The sequence below is a fragment of the Mesorhizobium sp. M7A.F.Ca.US.008.03.1.1 genome (assembly GCF_003997495.1).
In the GTDB taxonomy this organism is placed as follows: domain Bacteria; phylum Pseudomonadota; class Alphaproteobacteria; order Rhizobiales; family Rhizobiaceae; genus Mesorhizobium.
The window spans coordinates 163521-185711 of sequence record NZ_RZRU01000004.1; the positions used below are offsets into that span (position 1 = coordinate 163521).

18 protein-coding genes are annotated in these 22191 nt (G+C 61.4%); 10 read left to right on the forward strand and 8 right to left on the reverse strand.

Annotated features, from left to right (window positions below):
- Window positions 1–96: 96 nt before the first annotated feature.
- Together EOA16_RS08780 and EOA16_RS08785 are read right to left on the reverse strand one after the other, a co-directional pair.
- Window positions 97–837, reverse strand: a complete 741-nt coding sequence (locus EOA16_RS08780) for an ABC transporter ATP-binding protein (RefSeq protein ID WP_127257198.1) — start codon at window positions 835–837, stop codon at window positions 97–99.
- 7 nt (window positions 838–844) lie between these two features.
- Window positions 845–1732 carry an ABC transporter permease gene (locus tag EOA16_RS08785; RefSeq protein WP_245455888.1) on the reverse strand — a complete coding sequence of 296 codons (888 nt, stop codon included), beginning with the start codon at window positions 1730–1732 and terminating at the stop codon, window positions 845–847.
- 316 nt (window positions 1733–2048) lie between these two features.
- Here EOA16_RS08785 and EOA16_RS08790 point away from each other — a divergent pair, with 316 nt between their 5' ends.
- The 3 genes from EOA16_RS08790 to EOA16_RS08800 all read left to right on the forward strand — a co-directional run bounded on the left by EOA16_RS08790 (window position 2049) and on the right by EOA16_RS08800 (window position 5668).
- Window positions 2049–4037: a nucleoside-diphosphate sugar epimerase/dehydratase gene (locus tag EOA16_RS08790; protein WP_164754177.1), complete on the forward strand. Its 1989-nt coding sequence runs from the start codon at window positions 2049–2051 to the stop codon at window positions 4035–4037.
- A gap of 33 nt (window positions 4038–4070) precedes the next feature.
- Window positions 4071–5006 carry a glycosyltransferase family 2 protein gene (locus EOA16_RS08795; RefSeq protein ID WP_127257200.1) on the forward strand — a complete coding sequence of 312 codons (936 nt, stop codon included), beginning with the start codon at window positions 4071–4073 and terminating at the stop codon, window positions 5004–5006.
- 122 nt (window positions 5007–5128) lie between these two features.
- Window positions 5129–5668 (forward strand): sugar transferase, encoded by a 540-nt coding sequence (locus EOA16_RS08800; protein WP_127257201.1) that lies wholly within the window; start codon window positions 5129–5131, stop codon window positions 5666–5668.
- Between the two features lie 32 nt (window positions 5669–5700).
- On the opposite strand, the gene EOA16_RS08805 is transcribed toward EOA16_RS08800, so the two are convergent.
- Window positions 5701–6636 carry an NAD-dependent epimerase/dehydratase family protein gene (locus EOA16_RS08805; RefSeq protein ID WP_127257203.1) on the reverse strand — a complete coding sequence of 312 codons (936 nt, stop codon included), beginning with the start codon at window positions 6634–6636 and terminating at the stop codon, window positions 5701–5703.
- Entirely contained in the window at window positions 6633–7958 is a 1326-nt protein-coding gene (locus EOA16_RS08810; protein ID WP_127257422.1) for an O-antigen ligase, read from the reverse strand. Before EOA16_RS08810 ends, EOA16_RS08805 begins: the two co-directional genes overlap by 4 nt.
- Before the next feature lie 513 nt (window positions 7959–8471).
- Between EOA16_RS08810 and cysD the strand changes: the two genes are divergently transcribed.
- The 3 genes from cysD to cysQ are packed head-to-tail and all read left to right on the forward strand — an operon-like array spanning window position 8472 to window position 12119.
- Complete coding sequence (cysD, locus tag EOA16_RS08815; protein ID WP_027035869.1) at window positions 8472–9377, forward strand: sulfate adenylyltransferase subunit CysD; 906 nt, start codon at window positions 8472–8474, stop codon at window positions 9375–9377.
- A gap of 2 nt (window positions 9378–9379) precedes the next feature.
- A complete protein-coding gene (cysN, locus tag EOA16_RS08820) occupies window positions 9380–11317 on the forward strand; it encodes a sulfate adenylyltransferase subunit CysN (protein WP_164754178.1) in 1938 nt (645 codons plus the stop codon).
- A gap of 10 nt (window positions 11318–11327) precedes the next feature.
- Window positions 11328–12119, forward strand: a complete 792-nt coding sequence (gene cysQ / locus EOA16_RS08825; protein ID WP_164754193.1) for a 3'(2'),5'-bisphosphate nucleotidase CysQ — start codon at window positions 11328–11330, stop codon at window positions 12117–12119.
- Between the two features lie 14 nt (window positions 12120–12133).
- Here the strand turns inward: cysQ and EOA16_RS08830 are convergent, their stop codons facing one another.
- The 4 genes from EOA16_RS08830 to EOA16_RS08845 form a co-directional block, all read right to left on the reverse strand.
- Window positions 12134–13276 carry a DegT/DnrJ/EryC1/StrS aminotransferase family protein gene (locus tag EOA16_RS08830; protein WP_127257208.1) on the reverse strand — a complete coding sequence of 381 codons (1143 nt, stop codon included), beginning with the start codon at window positions 13274–13276 and terminating at the stop codon, window positions 12134–12136.
- Window positions 13277–13536: 260 nt separating this feature from the next.
- The gene (locus EOA16_RS08835; protein WP_127257209.1) at window positions 13537–14460 is read right to left on the reverse strand and encodes a carbohydrate kinase; all 924 of its coding nucleotides are present in this window, start codon (window positions 14458–14460) and stop codon (window positions 13537–13539) included.
- A complete protein-coding gene (locus EOA16_RS08840) occupies window positions 14457–14903 on the reverse strand; it encodes an RbsD/FucU domain-containing protein (protein WP_127257211.1) in 447 nt (148 codons plus the stop codon). The genes EOA16_RS08835 and EOA16_RS08840 overlap by 4 nt, the downstream gene beginning before the upstream one ends.
- On the reverse strand, window positions 14903–16129 hold the full coding sequence (locus EOA16_RS08845) for an ROK family transcriptional regulator (RefSeq protein ID WP_127257213.1): 1227 nt from the start codon (window positions 16127–16129) through the stop codon (window positions 14903–14905). Before EOA16_RS08845 ends, EOA16_RS08840 begins: the two co-directional genes overlap by 1 nt.
- A 228-nt stretch (window positions 16130–16357) precedes the next feature.
- Between EOA16_RS08845 and EOA16_RS08850 the strand changes: the two genes are divergently transcribed.
- The 4 genes from EOA16_RS08850 to EOA16_RS08865 all read left to right on the forward strand — a co-directional run bounded on the left by EOA16_RS08850 (window position 16358) and on the right by EOA16_RS08865 (window position 22087).
- Window positions 16358–17374 carry a sugar ABC transporter substrate-binding protein gene (locus EOA16_RS08850; protein ID WP_024503693.1) on the forward strand — a complete coding sequence of 339 codons (1017 nt, stop codon included), beginning with the start codon at window positions 16358–16360 and terminating at the stop codon, window positions 17372–17374.
- A gap of 159 nt (window positions 17375–17533) precedes the next feature.
- Window positions 17534–18595 (forward strand): ABC transporter permease, encoded by a 1062-nt coding sequence (locus EOA16_RS08855; protein WP_023808510.1) that lies wholly within the window; start codon window positions 17534–17536, stop codon window positions 18593–18595.
- A complete protein-coding gene (locus EOA16_RS08860; protein ID WP_224696644.1) occupies window positions 18571–19380 on the forward strand; it encodes an ATP-binding cassette domain-containing protein in 810 nt (269 codons plus the stop codon). Before EOA16_RS08855 ends, EOA16_RS08860 begins: the two co-directional genes overlap by 25 nt.
- Before the next feature lie 238 nt (window positions 19381–19618).
- A complete protein-coding gene (locus EOA16_RS08865) occupies window positions 19619–22087 on the forward strand; it encodes a glycogen/starch/alpha-glucan phosphorylase (protein WP_127257215.1) in 2469 nt (822 codons plus the stop codon).
- The last annotated feature ends 104 nt before the right edge of the window (window positions 22088–22191 follow it).

Sequence of the window (22191 nt, forward strand, 5' to 3'; positions counted from 1 at the left end):
ACGTTCGCAGGGCGCAACGTTGGCATGCTCAACTACAGCAGGTACGACGAATTGGGAATCTGAACTGCGAGCATATAGTATCCAGGAACAGTACCTTTAAGACTTAGCTCGCGTTCCAGCCCTCTTTGCAGGTTTCGTCGTGAAGGCTTCCACCCTTCCGTTCTTAAGCGTCATCCTCTTGGTGCAGACGCTTTCGAGCAGGCTTTCGTTGTGGGTCGCCAAGACGATGATGCCCGCCTTCTCGGCCAGTTCATCCATGCGTCGTTTGGCTTTTTCCTGAAACGCGGCGTCGCCGGCGCCGATCCACTCGTCCATCAGCAGAATTTCGGGGTCAAGCGCTGTAGCCGCTGAAAAAGCAAGACGAGCGGCCATACCCTGGCTATAGGTTTTGAAGGGGACATCGATAAAGTCGCCAAGTTCGCTGAAGGCAATGATCTCCGGCATTTTTTCTTGGATCTCGGCCTCGGTCCACCCGCTGATCAAACCCCTCAGAACAATGTTTCGCCGCCCCGTCGCTTCGGGGCGAAATCCTATGTTGATGTTGAACAAAGCGTCGACTTTGCCGTCAATGGCTACTGTGCCGGCCGATGGCTGATAGATGCCGTACAACACCTTGAGCAGTGTCGTCTTGCCGGCCCCGTTTGGGCCGATCAAGCCTAACCGGTCGCCTGCTTTGAGTTCAAAGCTGACATCTTCCAGCGCCTGCACGACCTGCTTGCCGCCGGAGCGTCCGATTTTGCCTCCAAGACCACCCAGGCGCCGGTCAGGCGCCGTAAGCGTCAACTTTTCGTAGAGGCGGTAGGCGAGGCTGACATTGTCCAGCTTGATGGAAATCATTTTGAGCTCAGATCAGGAAAACGACGCGCTTGCGATATCCGCCCAGCAGCAGCAACGCAACCGCCCAGAAAGCCAACGAGATGTAGGCGGTCACAGCAAAGGCATGCATTGGGAATTCGCCGCTCGCGATTGGCGCGCGCACCACTTCCAGAAAATATGTGAACGGATTCCAATGATAGGCATAGTTCTGTATACCGCCTTGCCCATGATAGGCCCAGAAGACTGGCGTAAGAAACGTGCCGACGCGCATGATGTTGCCGACGATGAACTGAGCATCGGGAAAGAATGCGCCCAGGAATGCGAAAACCGTTACGATTGCAGGGGTCGCGAGCACAATCAGCAATAACCCCGGGATAGACAAAAGCCACTCAGCGCTGACTCCCAAGCCGCTCAGCAGCAGGATGACGATGCAACCCGCCACCGAATAGCTCGCTCGGATGATACATTGCACCGTCAGTCGCATCACATACACGAAGAGTGGCAGCCTCGTGCCTTGAATGAAACTGGCTTCGCGGGAGAACAGGGGCACGCTCAGGCTGATCATCTCCATGAGGTAGAACCAGACAACCAGGCCGATCGAGGCATAGGCCGTGTATCCGGCCGAATCCGTGTCTTTGGTCTTGAAAACGAAGATGAAAGTGCCGATGAATGCCAGATAATTGACCAGCATCCAAAGCGGGCCGAGCGTCGTGCGTCTATGCTGGTCGCCAATGTCCTCATGGGCAAGCGCGATCCAGACCCGGTGTAATCTCATGGCCTTTGAGATGTCGTCAAAAGCGCCGTTTAGTGCCGCAATCATAGCTGGGAGTATCGCAATCCGTTGTTCTGGCGCATTATTCTTCGCTGGCCATAGCGAACCACCAAGCCCGTCTCTAATAGCCATTTCGATGGGCATATGGCAACGCATTGCGTCCTAACGCTGTGGGGAGCAGAGTCAACTGCGGCAAAACTGAACGCATGCTGATGCTGTGTGGCTTATTTTAGCATTTGGTAATGTTGACTTTGCGGCAATCGCCTGAGCAAGATCTATGTTCTCCACTGGACGCCTCTTGTCCGAAAAAACCTCTGGCTATGCCCTCGCCCTAGCAGTATGCGATACAGGACGGCGGGGGCCGGGGATGGCACTTGAGTAAGGTGATTGGTCGCGAAGTATCTTCGTGTTCGCACCTCGCTGGTGTCGATGCCCTTAGCTTGGAGTCTAGTGCCGTCCAATGAATCCCCACCTAGAAGCTGTGTTCGGCCTCAGGCCACAGATGCGGCGCGCCTTCATCATGATCCAGGACGTGGTCATGGTCCTGGTCGCCGTGGCACTCAGCCTTATCCTTTCGCGGTCGAATCTTTCGTTCGAAGCGCTCTCCAAGGAGGGGTTGGCGACATGGGCGGGCATCGTCGTCATCAGCCATTTGCTGTTCCGCTACAGTGGCCTCTACACCACCGTCTGGCGCTTCGCCTCGACGCCGGACTTTTTCAACATCCTGAAGAGCTGCGCGATTTTGACGTTCACTCTTTACATGGCGTCGCTGCTGCTGCGTTTTTACCGGCCGGTGGCGGGGCTCAACGAGCGTCAGTTCATCGTCTTCTTCCTCGTCTCCTTCACCATCATATCGGCACCCCGGCTGTTCTACCGCTTCCTGCGTGACGGCGCGAGTTGGGGGATTCTGAGCCGCAAGACCGACAACAGGCAGGCTAAGCGAGCTCTGTTCGTCGGCCGGCTCGACGAAGCCGACCTGATCATTCGCTTCACGCGCACGGCGCAACCGGCGGACTATTCCATCGCAGGCATCATGGCGACCGAGCGCGGCGCACCGTTGGGCACGCGGATTCAAGGTGTTCCCGTGGTGGCGACCATGCCGCGCCTGATCGATGTCCTGGAGGACTATGCGACCGGCACCAAAAGCCTGGACTTGCTGATTTTCGGCAGCGGCGCCGAGCACGAGATCGAGGACTATTCGGAACTCGTGCGCATTGCCCGGCACGGCGACATAAATGTGGTGCAGTTCTCAGGCCTTTCGGAGTTGGAACAGCACGGAAAGCTGGTTCTCGACACCGTCGAGATGGAAACGATCCTGCGCCGTCCGACGGTCGCGGCCGACATCCAGCGCATCGGCGCCTTTGTCGGGGGCAAACGCGTTCTGGTGACCGGCGGTGCCGGTTCGATCGGCCAGACGCTGGTCAAGCGGTCGCTGGAACTGGGAGCCGAGGCGGTGCTGGTCGCCGACAACTCCGAGTTCGGCATTTTCCAGTTGAGCCAGTATGTTGACGAGAAGGACCACGACCGCCTCAAGGTCCGCATCGTCGATGTCGCGGACCGGCGCCAGATAATGCTTGTCGTTACGGAATTCCGGCCGGACATAATCTTTCATGCCGCGGCGCTCAAGCACGTTCCGCTTCTCGAGGAAAACTGGGATTCGGCCATCCAGACCAATATCTTCGGAACGCTCGTCTGTGCCGAGGTTGCCGCCAAGTGCGGGGTTGCGCAATTTGTCCTGATATCGAGCGACAAGGCGGTGGATCCCTCGTCAGTGCTTGGCATGACGAAGCGGGCCGCCGAACAGATCATCAGCGCCTTGCATGGCACGCCGGCAGGCGAGACGGGCGGGCGTCGCCCGGCCACCAAGTTCATTGCAGTGCGGTTCGGCAACGTCTTCGGCAGCAATGGTTCGGTGGCGACCATATTCCAGGCGCAGATCGAGGCCGGCGGTCCTGTCACCATCACCGACCGGCGCATGACGCGCTATTTCATGACCGTGGCCGAAGCCGTCGATCTCGTCATCATGTCGGCGGCCGATGCCGCGTCGCGGCACAGCGGAGACGATTATGCCGTCTATATGCTCGACATGGGCAAGCCGGTGCCGATCCTTGAAGTGGCCGAAACGATGATCCGCTTGTCCGGAAAGAGCCCATACAAGGATGTCGCGATCCGGTTCACCGGCATAAGGCCGGGCGAAAAACTCCACGAAACGCTGCATGGCCAAGACGAGGAACTCGTCGAACTCGGCATCTCGAAGATTTTCGGCCTCAGCACGGACGTCGTGGAATGGTCGGATGTCCAGGTGGCGCTCACGGCGTTGCAGCAGTCGGCGAAAGACCAGGACAAGGCTGCCGCGCTCGCCGCATTGGCAGGTCTCGACCGCGCCAAGAAGGCCAGGACAAGCCCTCATCAGGCCGCGATCCCGAAAACGGCGGGGCAGGCGAGCTAGGCCCGGTTCAGAATTCAGAAAGCGATCTTGGTCGTGAGCAAAGCAGATCTGCGCGTCGCGGTCCTGATGGGCACGAAGGATGGTGCGGCCTTCATCGATGAACAGCTGCAGTCCCTGCTCGCGCAGTCGCACCCTCTGGTCGACCTGTGGATATCCGACGATGGCTCCGTCGACGGCACGACCGCCATCGTCGAGACATGGAAATCCCGCTGGCGGCCCAAGGGTCGAATGACGCTCGTAGAGGGGCCGCGGCAAGGCTTCGCCGCCAATTTCCGCTCCATGATCGTCGATCGACGCATCGAGGCGGACTGCTATGCCTTCTGCGACCAGGACGATGTCTGGGAGCCCGACAGGCTGGAGAGCGCTATCAGCTGGATGCGGACCCAGGATGCGAAAACCCCGCTGATGTTTTGTTCGCGAACCGCGACCATGACGGAAACAGGAAGCCTTGTCGGCCATTCGCCGCTGTTTGCGCGGCCGCCAACCTTTCGCAACGCGCTTGTGCAAAGCATCGCCGGCGGCAACACCATCCTGCTCAACGCGGCGGCACGCGACCTGCTGGCCAGGGCCTCCACGCGGAGCGGGTTCGTCAGCCACGACTGGTGGGCCTATCTCATCGTGACCGCCGCCGGCGGCATCGTCCGCTACGATCCGCGGCCGCTGGTGCGCTACCGGCAGCACGCGGCAAACCTGGTCGGCGCCAATGTGTCCTGGAAGGCAAGGGTGTCCCGGCTTGGCCGCCTGTTCAAGGGGGAATTCGCCGGCTGGACGGACCTCAACCTGGACGGTCTCGCCGTCAATCGCGATCTCCTGACCGAGGACGCGATGACGTGCCTCGACCTTTTCACCCGCGGGCGCGACGGCGGTCTTTTCCGCCGCTTGGCGGGCTTGCGCCAAAGCGGCGTCTATCGCCAGACCGTTTCCGGAAACCTGGGGCTCTATCTCGCCTTCATTCTGGGGCGCATCTGAACGTTGCGACGGCTGCGTGGCGCGCTTGGTCAGGAGATCGGCTCATGCTACGTCGATCGGATTGACGGCATTGGCCTGCGGCATTGCCTCGGGACTTCGGCAGGGAGCACTATCGGCCGTTCATGAAGGCAGCCAAGCAAATCTTCGATCTTGCCGGTGCGGCTCTGCTGTTGGTGGCGACATCTCCTGTCTTGGCGCTCACCGTCCTTGCCGTTCGGGCATCGTCGCCGGGCCCGGCTATTTTTTCACAGGTGCGGGTTGGCCGTGACGGTCGGCTTTTCCGCTGCCACAAGTTGCGCACGATGTATGTCGGGACGCCGTCACTACCCTCGCATGAGGCGCCGGCGGATTCCGTGACATCGGTTGGAAAAGTCTTGCGGAAGTTCAAGCTCGATGAGTTGCCGCAATTTTGGAACGTCCTGAAAGGTGAAATGAGCCTGGTCGGGCCGCGTCCCTGCCTGCCGACCCAAACGGAGTTGATCGAGTGTCGCAGGCGGCTGGGGGTCTTGGCGGCACTTCCAGGCATAACCGGCCTGGCTCAGATCAGGGGCATCGACATGTCGAACCCGCAGCTTCTGGCTGAAACGGATGCCGCCTATCTCCGCGCGGCGTCGTTCCGGCTTGACCTTCGGATCCTGCTCGGAACGCTCTACCGAGGCTGAACAAACCACGATCCCAAAAGTGGGATAGGAAGCTACGACTTACCGAGCCGCGCCAGCTCGGCCAGCCGCTCCAGCGGGTCGGCTTCAGGCGTCCACCCCTGCGATACCAGCAGGGCGGGGTCGCATATCTGTGTCGCGGTCAGACTGTCCCAAAACGCCCGCTTGCCGAGTGCGGCCACGACCGGCCGTATCAGGCCGGGCGGCACAGCCATCAGGCGCACAGGCCGTCCCAAACCTCTGCGAAAGGCGGCGATGATGGCCTCGACGGCGACCGGCGGCACATCGGCGCCGACATAGATCGGGCGAAGCGGTCCGGAATGGCTGAGCAGGTGCGACACAGCTCGCACCGCGGCCTCGGAAGACATCAGCGAGCGGATTCCGGTCAAGGCACCCGTCGGCAGCGGCAGCGGCGTATCGGCAAGGCGCATCAGCGTTGCCAGATTTCCCCTCATGCCGCTTCCATAAACCGGAGGCAGGCGCAACACGGCGGCGTCGGAGCGGCCGTGCAACGCGTAGGCGTCCAAAACCTTGATCTCGCCTTCGCGCTTCGAGCGTCCATAGGCGCATTGTGGGGCAGGAAGCGTGTCCTCGTCGATCGTTGCGCTGACGCGCGCGCCGATCACCGCTCGGATCGAGGAGAGATGAATGAAACGTCCGCTTATCTGGGCGGCCGCTGCATGCGCCAGCCTTGCGCTCAGTTCCACATTGGCCGCCTGATAATCGGCTTCGGTTGCTTTTCCCTGATCATTGTTGAAGCCGGCGCAATGGACGACGTCAGTCATATGCCGGGTCAGTTCCAGGAAGGCGGCGGCAGGCGCATCGAAGCCGGGCATCGGCACAGTCTCGTTCTCCGAACCAAGCCTCTCGGGATGGCGGGAGGCGAGGCGAAGCTCGGCACCGGCTTCGCGAAGGTGGCGCACGACAAGACGCCCGATGAAACCTGTCGCGCCCGTGACCAGAACCTTCATGGCCTTGCCCGAAACAGCTCTTTCGTGACTGATGGAAGTGCTCGCTCATCCATCACTGGTGCAAGTGCCTGCTCTTCCAACAAGGGAACATGGCGTCCGGAGGCGAGATATGTTCCGCTCACCAGGAAAACCATCAGCACCGAGTCCAGAATGTCATGGCCGACCAGGATGCCTGTCATTCCGGCCGTGAGATAGGTTATTACCACGACGACAATCATGGTGGCGCCGAACCGCTCGTTCGGATCGCTACTGTTTCGCAGGACCCGGGCGGCATTTCCAGCAGCAACGATAAAGATCGCTGCCAGCGTCACGGCGCCCAGAATTCCTGCTTGCACCAAGGCGGTCAGGAAGCCGTTGTGGAAATGGTTGAAGCCTGTGTCCATCGCGAACTGCTCATGAAAGCCCTGCTTGATCAGAAGCTGGGTTGCACCCACACCGTGCCCGAACAGTGGCATGTCATGGAATGCTTTGAGGCCGATCTCCCAAAGCGCAACACGTATTCCCAACGAGCTGTCGTAGTTGCCGCTGGCTCCAAGCGCACCCCAATCGGAGCGCAAAAAATCGACGCGCCCGGATATCGCCTGGAAGCTGGAAGCGGCAATCACGACGCCGACCGCCGCCAGCAGCAACAGCAGGCGAACGGCATTCCTGCCTCTGAGCCTGTGCCGGTTGATCAGCATGACGGCGATGCCGGCGATCAGCAGTGCCAGCCAGGCGATACGCGAGCCGGAATAGATGACGGCGATCGTCCCGGCCAGTGTCGCGTAGAAGAGGGGTGTCCGGGCTTGCTCAATACTGGACAAGGCGCCAGCCACACACATCACCACGGCAAGGCAGACGACGGTTGCGAAGACGATCGGATTTCCGGCTCCTCCCTCGGCCCTGACGCCAATCCAATATTGCTGGATGACGGCCATGAGCAGCGCGACAAAGCAGGCGGCCATGCTGGAAAGCACGACGATGCGGGCAAGCGTGGTTTTCTGCGTGATGCTCCAGGTCGAATAGGACACGGGAAAAAACAGGAAGGTGACGAGCGGGATAAGATGGGGCGCATCCCGGACGAACGAGTTGTTGACGATGGACGCCAGGAGATTGGCGGCGCAGTAGGCATAGATCGCGACCGTCATCCAGATCATGGGCCGGTCGGCGTTGAAGCGCCTTTTCCCTAAAGCAATCAGCAGGGCGGACGAAAGGCCTCCGCCATTGAACACAAAGCTGACCACCGAGCCCAGGACCGGCGGAAAAAAGAAGCAAAGGATGGAAAAGTAGTTGTTGATCCGCAAAGGCGAGAATTGCTGTGTGAGGGATGAAAGCCGGCTCAATTTTCTGGCTCGCTGTTTTCGGCAAGTTTTCGTGCGGCGGATCTTGTTTAGCGAAGGTGAATGCGCTCGCCTCGAAATTGCCCATGCCATATGATGCGCTTGCCCGCTGCCGAGGCTGGTATAGCGGCTGCCCCCCATTTTCGATAGTGGATCGGGTGGATTGTCACCGAAAATCGGCGGCAGGCGACGGTCGACCAGGGAAGTGCCTTGAAAGCCGTAGCCGGTCCATTCAAGCAATATTTTCCTCGCGTTTTCTCGACTGTTGAGCTTGCGGGCAGGAATTTCCGGGTTTGGCGGCATCTGTGGAAAATTCATTCTCGAACCAATGTGCGGCCGGGCCAGTCTTGCATTGTTCTTGACAATGGCGATCTGCTAGAACGCCGGCACGAGAAAGTCTGCTAGAACGCCGGCACGAGAAAGATTGTCCAGAAGCAAGGCTCGAACCGGGCGCAAAAAGCTCGATGATTGAGGCAAGGTCTTCTGTTGGAAGATACGAAAGAACGCCCACGGTCCATGACAACAGCGCTTACGCATCTTCAGCGGCTTGAAGCCGAGTCCATCCATATATTCCGCGAGGTTGCGGCCGCCTTTGCCAAGCCGGTCATGCTCTATTCGGTCGGCAAGGATTCATCCGTGTTGATGCATCTGGCGATGAAGGCGTTTTATCCCGCAAAGCCGCCGTTCCCCTTTCTTCACGTCGACACGACGTGGAAGTTCCGCGAGATGATCGCCTTTCGCGATCAGATGGCGCAGAAACTTGGCTTCGATCTCCTGGTTCATGTCAACGAAGACGGCGTGCGCGACAACATCAATCCGTTCGACCATGGTTCGAACACGCACACCCATGTCATGAAGACCGTGGCGCTGCGCCAGGCGCTCGACAAATACGGTTTCGATGCGGCCTTTGGCGGCGCTCGTCGCGACGAGGAGAAATCGCGCGCCAAGGAGCGCATCTTTTCCTTCCGCAACGCCCAGCATGTGTGGGATCCGAAGAACCAGCGCCCCGAAATGTGGAAGATATTCAACACCCGCATCGCATCGGGTGAATCGATCCGCGTCTTTCCGCTGTCGAACTGGACCGAACTCGATATCTGGCAATACATCCTGCAGGAGAGCATCCCGATCGTGCCGCTCTATTTCGCCAAGGAACGGCCGGTGGTGGAACGCGACGGCATGCTGATCCTGCGGGACGACGAGCGCATGAAACTGCGCCCCGGCGAGACAGTGGAGAACCGGCTGGTGCGGTTCCGCACGCTTGGCTGCTATCCGCTGACCGGCGCCATCGAATCGGATGCCGACACGCTGGAAGCCATCGTCGGCGAAATGCTGACTGCGCGCACGTCCGAACGGCAAGGTCGCCTGATCGACCGCGATGAAGCCGGCTCGATGGAAAAGAAGAAGCGCGAGGGGTACTTTTGACCATGCGCCACATCATGGCAAAGAGCCTCGCACCCACCGACGGCGTTCGCGAGTATCTGGCGGCGCAGGAGAAGAAGTCGCTGCTGCGCTTCCTGACCTGCGGCTCGGTCGATGACGGCAAGTCGACGCTGATCGGTCGCCTGCTGTCCGACACCAAGCAGATTTTCGAGGACCAGCTCGCCGCGCTCGAACGCGATTCGCGCAAGCATGGCACGACGGGCGACGACATCGATTTCGCGCTGCTGGTCGACGGTCTGGAGGCTGAGCGCGAGCAAGGCATCACCATCGACGTCGCCTACCGTTTCTTTGCCACGCCGAAGCGCAAATTCATCGTCGCCGACACACCTGGCCACGAGCAATACACCCGCAACATGGCCACCGGCGCCTCGACCGCCGACCTGGCGATCGTGCTGATCGATGCCAGACAGGGTGTGCTTCGTCAGACAAGGCGGCATTCGATCATCGCCTCGCTGCTCGGCATTCGCCACGTCGTGCTGGCCGTCAACAAGATCGATCTTGTCAATTTCGATCAGACGGTTTTCGACCGGATCGTCGAAGACTACGGGCAATTCTCGCGCGATCTCGGCTTCCAGACCATTGTGCCGATCCCGATGTCGGCCCGTTATGGCGACAATGTCAGCCGTCGGTCGGAAAGCATGGAATGGTATTCCGGTCCGACGCTGATAGAGCATCTCGAAACCGTGTCGGTCGACGAAGCGATGGTCGAACTGCCGTTCCGTTTCCCGGTCCAGTATGTCAATCGTCCCAATCTCGACTTTCGCGGCTTTGCCGGCACGGTCGCCTCCGGCTCGGTTGCACCCGGCGACGAGGTCGTTGTCGCCAAGTCCGGCAAATCCTCGCGCGTCAAGCGGATCGTCTCCTATGGTGGCGATCTCGCCCAGGCGGCCGCGGGCCAGGCCGTCACGCTCGTCCTCGACGACGAAGTCGAAATCTCACGCGGCAACATGCTGGTTTCGCCGGCCGCACGGCCGCAGGTCGCCGACCAGTTCGCCGCCAACATCGTCTGGTTCGACGAGCATGCGCTGTTGCCCGGCCGCTCTTACATCCTGCGCACCGAGACCGACCAGACCAGCGCCACCGTCACCGACCTGAAATATCGGATCAATGTCAACGACTTTGCCCATGAAGCGGCCAAGTCTCTCGAAATGAACGAAGTCGGCATCTGCAACATCTCGACGCGGACGCCGATCGCCTTCGATCCCTTCGCCGAAAACCGCACCACCGGCGCCTTCATCCTCATCGACCGCATCTCCAACGCCACGGTCGGCGCCGGCATGATCCTGCACTCGTTGCGCCGTGCCGAAAACATTCATTGGCAGTCGCTCGATGTCGGCAAGCGCGTGCGCGCCGACATGAAGAACCAGCGGCCCGCCGTGTTCTGGTTCACCGGGCTATCGGGATCCGGCAAATCGACCATCGCCAACCTGTTCGAAAAGAAGCTGTTCGCCACCGGCCGTCATACCTACATTCTGGACGGCGATAACGTTCGTCACGGTCTCAACCGCGATCTTGGTTTCACCGACGCCGATCGCGTCGAGAACATCCGCCGCGTCGCCGAAGTGGCGCGTTTGATGGCCGATGCCGGGTTGATCGTCATTGTTTCGTTCATTTCGCCGTTCAGCGCCGAGCGGCGCATGGCGCGCGAATTGATGGCCGACGGAGAATTCGTCGAGGTGTTCGTCGACACGCCCTTCGAGGAATGCGCCAGGCGTGATCCAAAGGGCCTCTATGCGCGCGCACTGAATGGCGAGATCAAGAATTTCACCGGCGTCGATTCCCCTTATGAAGCGCCGGAAACCCCGGAAATCCATCTGCAGACACTCGGCAAATCGGCCGAAGAGATGGTAGACGCCCTGGAACACTGGCTGAACGAGCGCGACATTGCCGAAGACCAATACGATAGTGGCGGCGGCATCTGACGACAGGCTGATGCTTGAAATCTTCGAGCGGCTGGCCCTGGCGGCCGGACGCGAGGTGATGCGTGTGTTCCACGCCGGCTGTGCGGTCGACCGCAAGTCCGACGCCTCGCCGGTGACCGAGGCGGACCGCGAGAGCGAGAAGATCATTCTCGCCGGACTGCGCGCCGCATTTCCCGATATTCCCTGCGTGGCCGAGGAGGAAGCATCCGCCGGCATCGTGCCGCCCGACTTGGACGGGGCTTTCTTCCTGATCGATCCGCTCGACGGCACCAAGGAATTCGTCAACCGCCGCACCGATTTCACCGTCAACATTGCGCTGGTTCGCAATGGCGTGCCGGAAGTCGGCGTCGTCTTTGCGCCCTGCACCGGCCGCTTCTTTTCCGGTCTGCCGGGCAGGGCGGAATCTCTCGAAATCGATAGCGACTACCAGATCGTCGGCCGCCGGCCGATCTCGGTGAGAGCGGCCGCGACGCCGCTGGCCGTCGTCGCCAGCCGTTCCCACAACACGCCGGAAACCGAGGCCTATATTCGCGACCTCGGTGCCGCCGAAATCATTTCGGTCGGTTCGTCCTTGAAATTCTGCCTTCTCGCCAGTGCCGAGGCTGATGTCTATCCGCGCTTCGGCCGCACCATGGAATGGGACACGGCGGCAGGCGACGCTGTCCTGCGCGCCGCCGGCGGCATGACGCGCACGCTCGACGGCCAACCTCTGGTTTATGGCAAGCGCAGGCAAAGCGACGACGAGGACTTCGCCAATCCGCATTTCATTGCCAGCGGCAGGGCAGGGGTCAGCCCCGCCTGAAAAGGGTCCGCGGCTTACTCTGCCGCGGCTTGCGCCGAATTCGAGCCGATATAGTTGCGGATCGTCTCGATGATCCGGTCCTGATCGGCTTCGCTGAGATAAGGGTGCATCGGCAGGCACAGGATCCGCTTCGGCAGGTCTTCCGACACGGCAAGGCCGGTCGGCGTGCGCGGGTAGTCGTGATAAGCGACCTGGGCATGCAGCGGCTTCACATAATAGATGACCGACGGAATGCCCTTTTCGCCGAGATGCGCCTTCAGCCCGTCGCGCTTCGGCGTCTCGATGGCGTACTGCGCCCAGGCCGAACGGCTGCCGTCCAGATTGCGGGCGGCGGTAACGACGTCGCCAAGCCCATCGGCATAGCGCTTTGCCACCATTTGGCGGGCGACCATCTCGTCTTCTAGGATGGCCAGCTTCTCAATCAGGATCGCCGCCTGCAGCGTGTCGAGCCGCGAGTTGATGCCGACGCGGACATTGTCGTACTGCGTCTCGCCCTTGCCATGGAAGGCGAAGGAGCGAAGCTGTTCGGCCAGCGCATCGTCATTGGTGAACATCGCGCCGCCGTCGCCGTAACAGCCAAGCGGCTTGGCCGGATAGAAGCTGGTCGATCCGACATGGCCGAAAGCACCGCACATCTTGCCGTCGAGCGAGCCGCCCATCGACTGGGCGGCATCCTCGATCACCATCAGCCCTTCGCGGTTGGCGATCGCCATGATCGCCTCGTAGTCCGCGGCAAGGCCGAACAGATCGACAGGAATAATAGCCTTCGGCTTCAGCCTTCCTTCCTTCTTGATCATGGCGATGGCCGCTTCGAGGCTGGCAATGTCGATGTTGTAGGTGTGTGGGTCGACATCGACGAACACAGGCTCGGCCTTGGCCAGCGCCACCACTTCGGCGGTGGCGGCGAAAGTAAAGCTCGGCACGAACACCGCGTCACCCGGGCCGACGCCGGCCGCAAACAGCGGCAACAGCAGCGCGTCGGTGCCGTTGGCGCAGGCCACGACATGCTTTGTGCCGATATAGGCGGCAAGCTTACTCTCGAATTCGGTGACTTGCGGGCCAAGAATATAGCGGCCCTCGTCGACGACACGGTCGATCGCGGCCTTCAGCCGGTCGCGGATTCGTTCGCGCTGCGCGCCAAGATCGATGAACTGCATGTCGGCCTCAAAACGGTTTAACCAGACGGTTTAGCCAGATAACGGCTCGCTGGTACCAGAGTTGCGCCTGACGAGAAAGCCGGGCAGGCAGGACCGCGAATTGCCTAGGTGTCGCAGTCTGTTACCTGTCTTTTCCGGCGTGTCTTCGCGAGATGCCGCAAATCCGGGCTTCGTCAGGCACGATCCTGCCCTTATAATCTGTAGGATCGGTCCTGCGAAACATAAAGTGATCGACTGGCTCAACTTAAATTGAGCGTTGCTCAGGCGATCTCGTGCCGCCAGGGCGGATTGGCGCCGGCCCGTGACACGGTCACCGCTGCAGCCTTGGCGCCGAGCGCCAGCGCCTTGTGGATGGCGTCTTTCGACAGGCCGGAAATCGCCGCTTTCGTCAGCAAGCCTTGCTCATGCAAGGAGGCGAGGATGCCGGCATTAAACGTGTCGCCGGCGCCGACCGTGTCGACCACCTCGATCTTTTCCGGCATCACCGTGACGGCGTGCTCCTTGCTGTAGCCGACGGCGCCTTCGCTGCCATGTGTGACGACGATCAGCTTCGGGCCGCGATCCAGCCAGTTGCCGATGACATCCTCGTGCGAGCCGGATTCGCCGAACCAGTTCAGGTCCTCGTCCGACAGTTTCACGATGTCGGCCATCGCCATCATGGCGCGAATGCGCTTCAGGTGCTTGGCCTTGTCCGGGATGAAGTTCGGCCGGATGTTGGGGTCGAGCATCATGACGCGGCTTTCATGCTCACGCCGCATGAATTCTTCATAGGCACTTCCGGCGGGCTCGGAGATCAGGCTGATGGCGCCAAACAGCATGGCCTCGATCTCGTTGCCGAGTTGCGGCAAATCGTCGATGGTCAGCAGGCGGCCGGCGGTGTTCTCGTCATAGAAGGTGTAGGTCGCCTGGCCGTCGGTGAGCTTGACGAAGGCCAGCGTCGTTGGCCGAGGCGAGGTGTGTGCATAGGTGGAACTGACCTTACTCGCCCCAAGCGCATCCCGGAACTGGCCGCCGAACAGATCCGACGACAGGCCGGAAAAGAAGCCGGCCGGCGCGCCGAGCCGACCAAGTGCGATCGCCGTGTTGAACACGGCGCCGCCGACATAAGGCGCAAAAGCCGGCTCGCCCCCTGTCGTTGTGCGCGGCAGCATGTCGATCAGGGCTTCGCCGCAGCAGAGGATCATGGCTTCCTGGTCTCCGGCGGATAGATCACGCCCTTGCGGATGATGATGTTGGCGTAGAGCCGCGGCTCGCTTGTCGCGACGATGGCATGCGCCGATTTGACCCGTGCATAGAAGTCGGCGCCGGCCAGCGCAACCACCTTGCGGCCCGGCGCATGTTGGGCGCAGATCGCCTCGATCTCACGGTGGACGGGATCGGCAAGCGAAGGGTCGCCCTTGACCGAGGCGCGAAACAGCGCCTCCGGCACGGCGTCGTCCACCGGCAGCACGCTCAAGATCGCGTCGAGCACCGGGATGAGGTGGTGACCGTCGGCGCGTACCAGCCGGGTTGCCTGCTGTTCCGCCGGATAGTTTCCGTCGACAAGGGCGATTTCGTCGCCATGGCCCATGCCGCGCAGAATCGCCAGAAGCTCCGGACCGAGCAGCGCCGGGATTCCGATCAGCATCAGGCGCTCCTGGAAATCGTCGTCGAGCCGATCAGGAAGCGTTCGGAAAGTGGCAGGCTGGCGCCGCCGAGCGCCCGGGCATGAATGCCGACGGTTCCCTCGCGAACGGCGGGCAGCTTCAAACCTTCGCCGTCGATCGCGGCGATGGCCGCGATGATGGCGTCGACCAGCCGGCGGCGCACCGCCTTCGGCATCCATCCGTCGATCACCGCCGCCTCGAAATCGATGACCGAGGATGCGGCGACGATGGCGTAGGCGAGGGCTTGCGAAGCGCTGGCGATCCAGTCCTCCAGTTCGGATCCGATCTCGCCCCAGTCTTCCGGCGAGGTCCACAGATGCGAAGCCTCGACGCCGCGCGCGTTGAGCGCCTTCTCGAGCATGGCGATGGACGCCACATCGATCAGCTGGGTCGGCTTGCCGTCCGGTCCGGGCACCGGCATCGAACCCAGCGCGCCGGCATTGCCGGTCGGGCCGCCGAAAAGCCGGCCATTCAGCACGATGCCGCCACCGGCAAAGGCGCCGATGTAGAAATAGACGAAGTCACGCGCCGCCCCCGCCTGGCCGAAGACGAGTTCGGCGCCGCAGGCCGAAGTCGCATCGTTCTGCAAATAGACCGGGAAATCGCATTGCGCCTGGATGTCGGCCCGGATGTCGCGGTGGCGCCATTCGTCCATGACGTCGCGCGGGGCGCCGGCGGTATCGGCCCAGTTCCACAATTCGAACGGCATGGCGATGCCGAGCCCGGCGATGCGCTTGTCCTGTGCCGGCGTCAGCGCGCCGCGCATCGTCTTCATGCCGTTGTTGACGAATTCCACCGTTTCGCGCGGCGCCGGGTAGCGGTAGGAATGCTGCAGCATCGAGCGCACATTGCCGAGAAAATCGATCAGCACCAGTTCCGCGCTGCGGCGGCCGATCTTCAGGCCGATGAAGAAAGCGCCTTCGGGATTGAGCGCCATCGGGATGGAGGGCTGGCCGATCTTGCCGCGCAACGGCGCCTGGCGCAGCAGGAGGCTTTCTTCCTCCAGCTCGCGCATGATGACCGAAACCGTCTGCGCCGAAAGTCCGGTCATGCGGGCGATGTCGGATTTTGCCAGGCTGCCGTGCTGGCGCACCAACGACAGCACCAACCGCTCATTGTGGTCGCGCATGCCGCTCTGGTTGGTGCCGCGGTGAATGAGACTGTCATTCACCTCGGGCGAACCGTGCCTCGCAATGGCCGTTTCCACCCTGTTCCTCCCGTCGTTTCCCCTCAATGCTTTTGGGTCAGAATGGGTGAACGAAGCAAGGCTGTCAATAATAAATAAGAGTGATTTAATTATTGACAGAGGCTTCGGCCTGGTGTCTGTTGAGACAGCGTCCACGCTGGGAGAATTTCGTTGGATGCGCTGCAGGTGCCGGTTGGCCGGCATCGGAATGGTTCCACTGGGAGGAAGATCGTGACCAATACAAAACTGTTGAAATCGACCGTGTTTGCCGCCGCGGCCCTGGGCCTGATGGCGTTTGCCTCGTCCGCATCCGCGGCCGGTGTCGGCGCCTGCCTGATCACCAAGACCGACACCAATCCCTTCTTCGTCAAGATGAAGGAAGGCGCCACCGCGAAGGCCAAGGAACTCGGCGTCGACCTCAAGACCTATGCCGGCAAGATCGACGGCGACAGCGAGAGCCAGGTCGCGGCGATCGAAAGCTGCATAGCCGACGGCGCCAAGGGGATCCTGATCACCGCATCCGACACCAAAGGTATCGTGCCGACCGTGAAGAAGGCGCGTGACGCCGGCCTGCTGGTGATCGCGCTCGACACGCCACTCGATCCAATCGATGCGGCCGACGCGACCTTCGCGACGGACAATCTCGAAGCCGGCAAGCTGATCGGCGCCTGGGCAGCCGCCACGCTGGGCGACAAGGCGAAGGACGCCAAGATCGGCTTCCTCGATCTGACCCCTTCGCAGCCGACCGTCGATGTGCTGCGCGACCAGGGCTTCATGATGGGCTACGGCATCGACGTGAAGGATCCCAACAAGATCGGCGACGAGACCGATCCGCGCATCGTCGGCCACGACGTCACCAACGGCAACGAAGAGGGCGGCCGCAAGGCGATGGAGAACCTCCTGCAGAAGGACAACACCATCAACGTCATCCACACCATCAACGAGCCCGCCGCTGTCGGCGCCTACCAGGCGCTAAAGGCTGTCGGCCTCGAAAGCCAGGTGCTGATCGTTTCCGTCGACGGCGGCTGCCCTGGCGTGAAGTCGGTGGCCGAAGGTGTCATCGGCGCCACGTCGCAGCAATATCCGCTGCAGATGGCAGCACTCGGCATCGAGGCGATCGCCGCTTTTGCCAAGGACGGAACCAAGCCGAAGCCGACCGAAGGCAAGAACTTCTTCGACACCGGCGTCAACCTGGTGACCGACAAGCCGGCCACCGGCGTGAAGTCCATCGACACCAAGGAAGGCCTCGCCAAGTGCTGGGGCTGATGTCGGTCTGACAGGCATCCAGGGAACCTGAGCGGTCGGGGCTTGATCCCCGGCCGCTTCGGGTGGACGATGGCTCGCGTGACCGCGAACAATCCCGGCAACAGACCGGAAAGGCGTGGACTGGCGTCGGCGTTTGGCTGAAGCCTACGGGGAGTAAACATGGCTCAAGCTCAGGAATTCGAGAAGGTTCTCTCGAGCAGCGACACAAGCGTTGCCGCTTTTGACGAGCACAAATCGGCCGTCAAGCGCATCCAGCATTTCCTGCATTCAACGCCGGCCGCGGTGCCGCTGATCGTGCTGGTTCTGGCGATCATCGTCTTCGGCATCACCATCGGAGGACGGTTCTTTTCGTCCTACACGCTGACGCTTATCCTGCAGCAGATCGCCATCATCGGCATTCTGGGCGCTGCGCAGACATTGGTCATCCTGACCGCAGGCATCGACCTGTCGATTGGCGTGATCATGGTGATTTCAGCGGTGATCATGGGCAATTGCGCTGTCAGCTACGGCATGCCGAGCGCGCTCGCAGTGGCGATCGGGCTTGCCGCCGGCGCGGCCTGCGGTCTGCTCAATGGGGTGCTTGTCGCCTACATGAAGCTGCCACCCTTCATCGTGACGCTTGGCACCTGGAACATCGTCATGGCCACGAACTTCATTTATTCGGCCAACGAGACGATCCGCGACACCGACGTCGACACCCAGGCGCCGTTGCTGCATCTCTTTGCCATCAGTTTCAAGGTCGGCACGGCGGTGCTGACGCTCGGTGTCATTGCCACGGTCGTGCTCGTTATGGTCCTGTGGTACGTGCTCAATCACACGGCATGGGGCCGCCATGTCTACGCCGTTGGCGATGATCAGGAGGCGGCGAAGCTGTCGGGCATCCAGACCAAGAAGGTGCTGATGACGGTCTACACCCTTGCCGGGCTGATCGCCGCTTTCGCTGCCTGGGTCTCCATCGGCCGCAACGGTTCGATCTCGCCGTCAGCCGCCGTCACCGACTACAATCTGCAGGCGATCACCGCGACGGTGATCGGCGGCATTTCCCTCTTCGGCGGACGCGGCTCGATCCTGGGCACGCTGTTCGGCGCGATGATCGTCGGCGTCGTCTCCATGGGCCTCAACATGCTTGGCGCCGATCCGCAATGGAAGGTGCTGCTCACCGGTGTGCTGATCATCGGCGCCGTGGCAGTCGACCAATGGATCAGAAAGGTTTCGGCATGACCATGACCCAGGAACCCATCCTCACCGCGCGTGGCCTGGTCAAGCGCTATGGCCGTGTCACCGCCCTCGACAATGCCGACTTCGACCTTTATCCCGGCGAAATCCTCGCCGTCATCGGCGACAACGGCGCCGGCAAGTCGTCGCTCATCAAGGCGATTTCCGGCGCGGCCGTGCCCGATGAAGGCGAGATCCGGCTCGAAGGCAAACCCGTCGCCTTCAAATCGCCGATGGAGGCCCGCGAAGCCGGTATCGAGACCGTCTACCAGAATTTGGCGCTGTCGCCGGCGCTGTCGATCGCCGACAACATGTTCCTTGGCCGCGAAATCCGCAAACCGGGCTTTCTGGGCGACTGGCTTCGTATGCTTGACCGTCCGGCGATGGAAAAGCGCGCCCGCGACAAGCTTACCGAACTTGGCCTGATGACCATCCAGAACATCAGCCAGGCTGTGGAGACTCTCTCGGGTGGCCAAAGGCAGGGCGTTGCGGTAGCGCGCGCGGCCGCCTTTGGCAGTCGTGTGGTGATCATGGACGAGCCGACAGCCGCCCTTGGCGTCAAGGAAAGCCGCCGCGTGCTCGAACTGATCCTCGACGTCAAGAAGCGCGGCCTCCCGATCGTGCTGATCTCGCACAACATGCCGCACGTCTTCGAAGTGGCCGACCGCATTCACATCCATCGGCTGGGCCGTCGCCTCTGCGTCATCGATCCCAAGCAATATACGATGTCCGATGCCGTGGCCTTCATGACCGGAGCAAAGGTTCCGCCCGAAGCAGCACTGGCGGCCTGATGCAGGTCGCCCAAAAGTGCGTAGCGGTTTTGGGAACAACGACATGCACGAAACAGGAATTTGAAGCGCGTCGCGCGGACCGTCGTGGCGCGTCACACTTCCGAACTGCCAAATTGCCGCAGGGGGCAAGCCGGTTCGGGCATGTTTAAATCGATTGAATATATAGCGGTATCGGCTAGCATGGGCTGGGAGGAGCGATGAAAGCCGGTATGATCATGGCAACCGCACGAGAGGCATCATGACGAGCGCGATGACATCCGAACCCCTTCCTCCATTGCTCGAAAATCCTGATCCAAAGACACTCGCACGTGAAGTCTTGGTGGCCCTCAAATACAGGGTCGGCAAGGATACCACCGTCGCGACCCAGTACGACTGGCTGACCGCCTCGATCAAGGTCGTGCGCGACCGGATCGTCGATCGCTGGATGCAGGCGACGAAAGAGGCCTACGACCAGAAGGAAAAGCGCGTCTACTATCTGTCGCTGGAATTCCTCATCGGCCGCCTGATGCGCGATGCCTTCTCCAATCTGGGCCTGATGGACAACATGCGCGCGGCGCTGTCGTCGCTGGGCGTCGATCTCGATCTCATCGCCGCACTCGAGCCGGATGCCGCACTTGGCAATGGCGGCCTCGGGCGGCTTGCGGCCTGCTTCATGGAAAGCATGGCGACTGTCGACATTCCCGCGCATGGCTACGGCATCCGCTATGCCAACGGGATGTTCCGCCAGGAGATTCACGACGGCTGGCAGGTCGAACTGCCTGAGACATGGCTCGATCACGGCAATCCGTGGGAATTCGAACGCCGTGAGCGCTCGTTCGAGGTCGGTTTCGGCGGTTCGGTAGAATCGATCACCTCGAAGGACGGGCGCCTCGAGCGCCATGTCTGGAAGCCGACCGAGCATGTCCTGGCCGTCGCCTATGACACGCCCGTCGTCGGCTGGCGGGCCAATCGCGTCAACACGCTGCGGCTGTGGTCGGGCATGCCGGTCGATCCGATCCTGCTCGACAAGTTCAATGCCGGCGACCACATCGGCGCGCTTGCCGAAAGCAACAAGGCCGATGCCTTGTCGCGTGTGCTCTATCCCGCCGATTCCCACAAGGCCGGGCAGGAACTGCGGCTCAGGCAAGAGTACTTTTTCTCCACCGCCTCGCTGCAGGACATCGTCCAGCGCCATCTCAGCCAATATGGCGACCTGAAGTCGCTGCCCGACAAGGCTGCGATCCACCTCAACGACACCCATCCGGCCATCGCTGTGCCCGAGCTGATGCGCCTGTTGATGGATGTTCACGGCATGGATTTCGACCTCGCCTGGGATATCACCAAGCGCACCTTCGGCTACACCAACCACACGCTGCTGCCCGAAGCGCTGGAAAGCTGGCCGGTGCCGCTGTTCGAGCGGCTTTTGCCGCGCCACATGCAGATCGTCTACGCCATCAACGCCGAGGTGCTTCTGGAGGCGCGTGCCTCCAACCAGTTCTCGGACGAGCAGATCAGCCGCATCTCGCTGATCCAGGAAAACGGCGACCGCCGGGTGCGCATGGGCAATCTGGCCTTTGTCGGCTCGCACTCGATCAACGGCGTTTCGGCGCTTCACACCGACCTGATGAAAGAGACGGTGTTCGCCGATCTGCACAAGCTCTATCCCGATCGCATCAACAACAAGACCAACGGCATCACGCCGCGGCGCTGGCTGATCCAGTGCAATCCCGGGCTGACGTCGCTCGCCCGTGAGGCGATCGGCGACCGTTTTCTCGACGACATAGATGCCATCAAGGATCTCGATGTCTTCGCCGACGATGCCGCCTTTCGCGACAAGTTCGCCGCCGTCAAGCGCGCCAACAAGGCGCGGCTGGCCAACCTCGTCGCCGATCGGCTCGGCATCAAGGTCGATCCCTCGGCGCTGTTCGATATCCAGATCAAGCGCATCCACGAATACAAGCGCCAGCTTCTGAACATCCTCGAGGCGATCGCCCTCTACGACCAGATCCGCTCGCATCCGGAGCGTGACTGGATGCCGCGTGTAAAATTCTTCGGCGGCAAAGCGGCGCCCAGCTACCACAATGCCAAGCTGATCATCAAACTCGCCAATGACGTCGCCAAGGTCATCAACCGCGATCCGGCCGTGCGCGGTCTGCTGAAGGTGGTGTTCGTGCCGAACTACAATGTCAGCCTGGCCGAGATCATGATGCCGGCTGCCGATCTGTCCGAGCAGATCTCGACCGCCGGCATGGAAGCGTCGGGAACCGGCAACATGAAGTTCGCGCTGAACGGCGCGTTGACCATCGGCACGCTCGACGGCGCCAATGTCGAGATCAAGGAATGCGTCGGCGACGACAACATCTTCATCTTCGGCCTGACCACCGCCGAGGTCGCCGAGCGGCGCAACAATGGCTACGATCCGCGCGCCGTCATCGAGGGATCACCCGAGCTGGCGCAAGCGGTTGCCGCTGTTTCGTCAGGCGTCTTCTCGCCGGACGATCCGGATCGTTACCGCGATCTCATCAACGGTCTCTACAACAGCGACTGGTTCATGGTTGCCGCCGATTTCGATGCCTATGCCGCCGCCCAGCGCGAGGTCGATGCGGTCTGGCGCAACAGTCCCGACTGGTACGCCAGGGCGATCCGCAACGTTGCGCGCGTCGGCTGGTTCTCCTCCGATCGCACGATCCGCCAATATGCGAAAGAAATCTGGAACGTGCCTGTCTGATGTGATTGCATGAGGCCGCGAACAATGTGGTCCCGGGCTATGAATTGGAGTGCCAAGCTCATAGCCCTGAAAACAAACATTTGGTGCCCGGGGAGGGACGCTGC

Excerpts from the sequence above, each read along its gene's own strand:
- cysD (WP_027035869.1), top strand. The coding sequence starts at position 8,472 with ATGACAACAGCGCTTACGCATCTTCAGCGGCTTGAAGCCGAGTCCATC.
- EOA16_RS08785 (WP_245455888.1), bottom strand. The coding sequence starts at position 1,732 with ATGCCCATCGAAATGGCTATTAGAGACGGGCTTGGTGGTTCGCTATGG.
- EOA16_RS08855 (WP_023808510.1), top strand. The coding sequence starts at position 17,534 with ATGGCTCAAGCTCAGGAATTCGAGAAGGTTCTCTCGAGCAGCGACACA.
- EOA16_RS08865 (WP_127257215.1), top strand. The coding sequence starts at position 19,619 with ATGACGAGCGCGATGACATCCGAACCCCTTCCTCCATTGCTCGAAAAT.
- EOA16_RS08835 (WP_127257209.1), bottom strand. The coding sequence starts at position 14,460 with ATGATCCTCTGCTGCGGCGAAGCCCTGATCGACATGCTGCCGCGCACA.
- EOA16_RS08780 (WP_127257198.1), bottom strand. The coding sequence starts at position 837 with ATGATTTCCATCAAGCTGGACAATGTCAGCCTCGCCTACCGCCTCTAC.
- EOA16_RS08805 (WP_127257203.1), bottom strand. The coding sequence starts at position 6,636 with ATGAAGGTTCTGGTCACGGGCGCGACAGGTTTCATCGGGCGTCTTGTC.
- EOA16_RS08790 (WP_164754177.1), top strand. The coding sequence starts at position 2,049 with ATGAATCCCCACCTAGAAGCTGTGTTCGGCCTCAGGCCACAGATGCGG.
- EOA16_RS08840 (WP_127257211.1), bottom strand. The coding sequence starts at position 14,903 with ATGCTGATCGGAATCCCGGCGCTGCTCGGTCCGGAGCTTCTGGCGATT.
- EOA16_RS08830 (WP_127257208.1), bottom strand. The coding sequence starts at position 13,276 with ATGCAGTTCATCGATCTTGGCGCGCAGCGCGAACGAATCCGCGACCGG.
- cysQ (WP_164754193.1), top strand. The coding sequence starts at position 11,328 with ATGCTTGAAATCTTCGAGCGGCTGGCCCTGGCGGCCGGACGCGAGGTG.
- EOA16_RS08860 (WP_224696644.1), top strand. The coding sequence starts at position 18,571 with ATGGATCAGAAAGGTTTCGGCATGACCATGACCCAGGAACCCATCCTC.
- cysN (WP_164754178.1), top strand. The coding sequence starts at position 9,380 with ATGCGCCACATCATGGCAAAGAGCCTCGCACCCACCGACGGCGTTCGC.
- EOA16_RS08800 (WP_127257201.1), top strand. The coding sequence starts at position 5,129 with ATGAAGGCAGCCAAGCAAATCTTCGATCTTGCCGGTGCGGCTCTGCTG.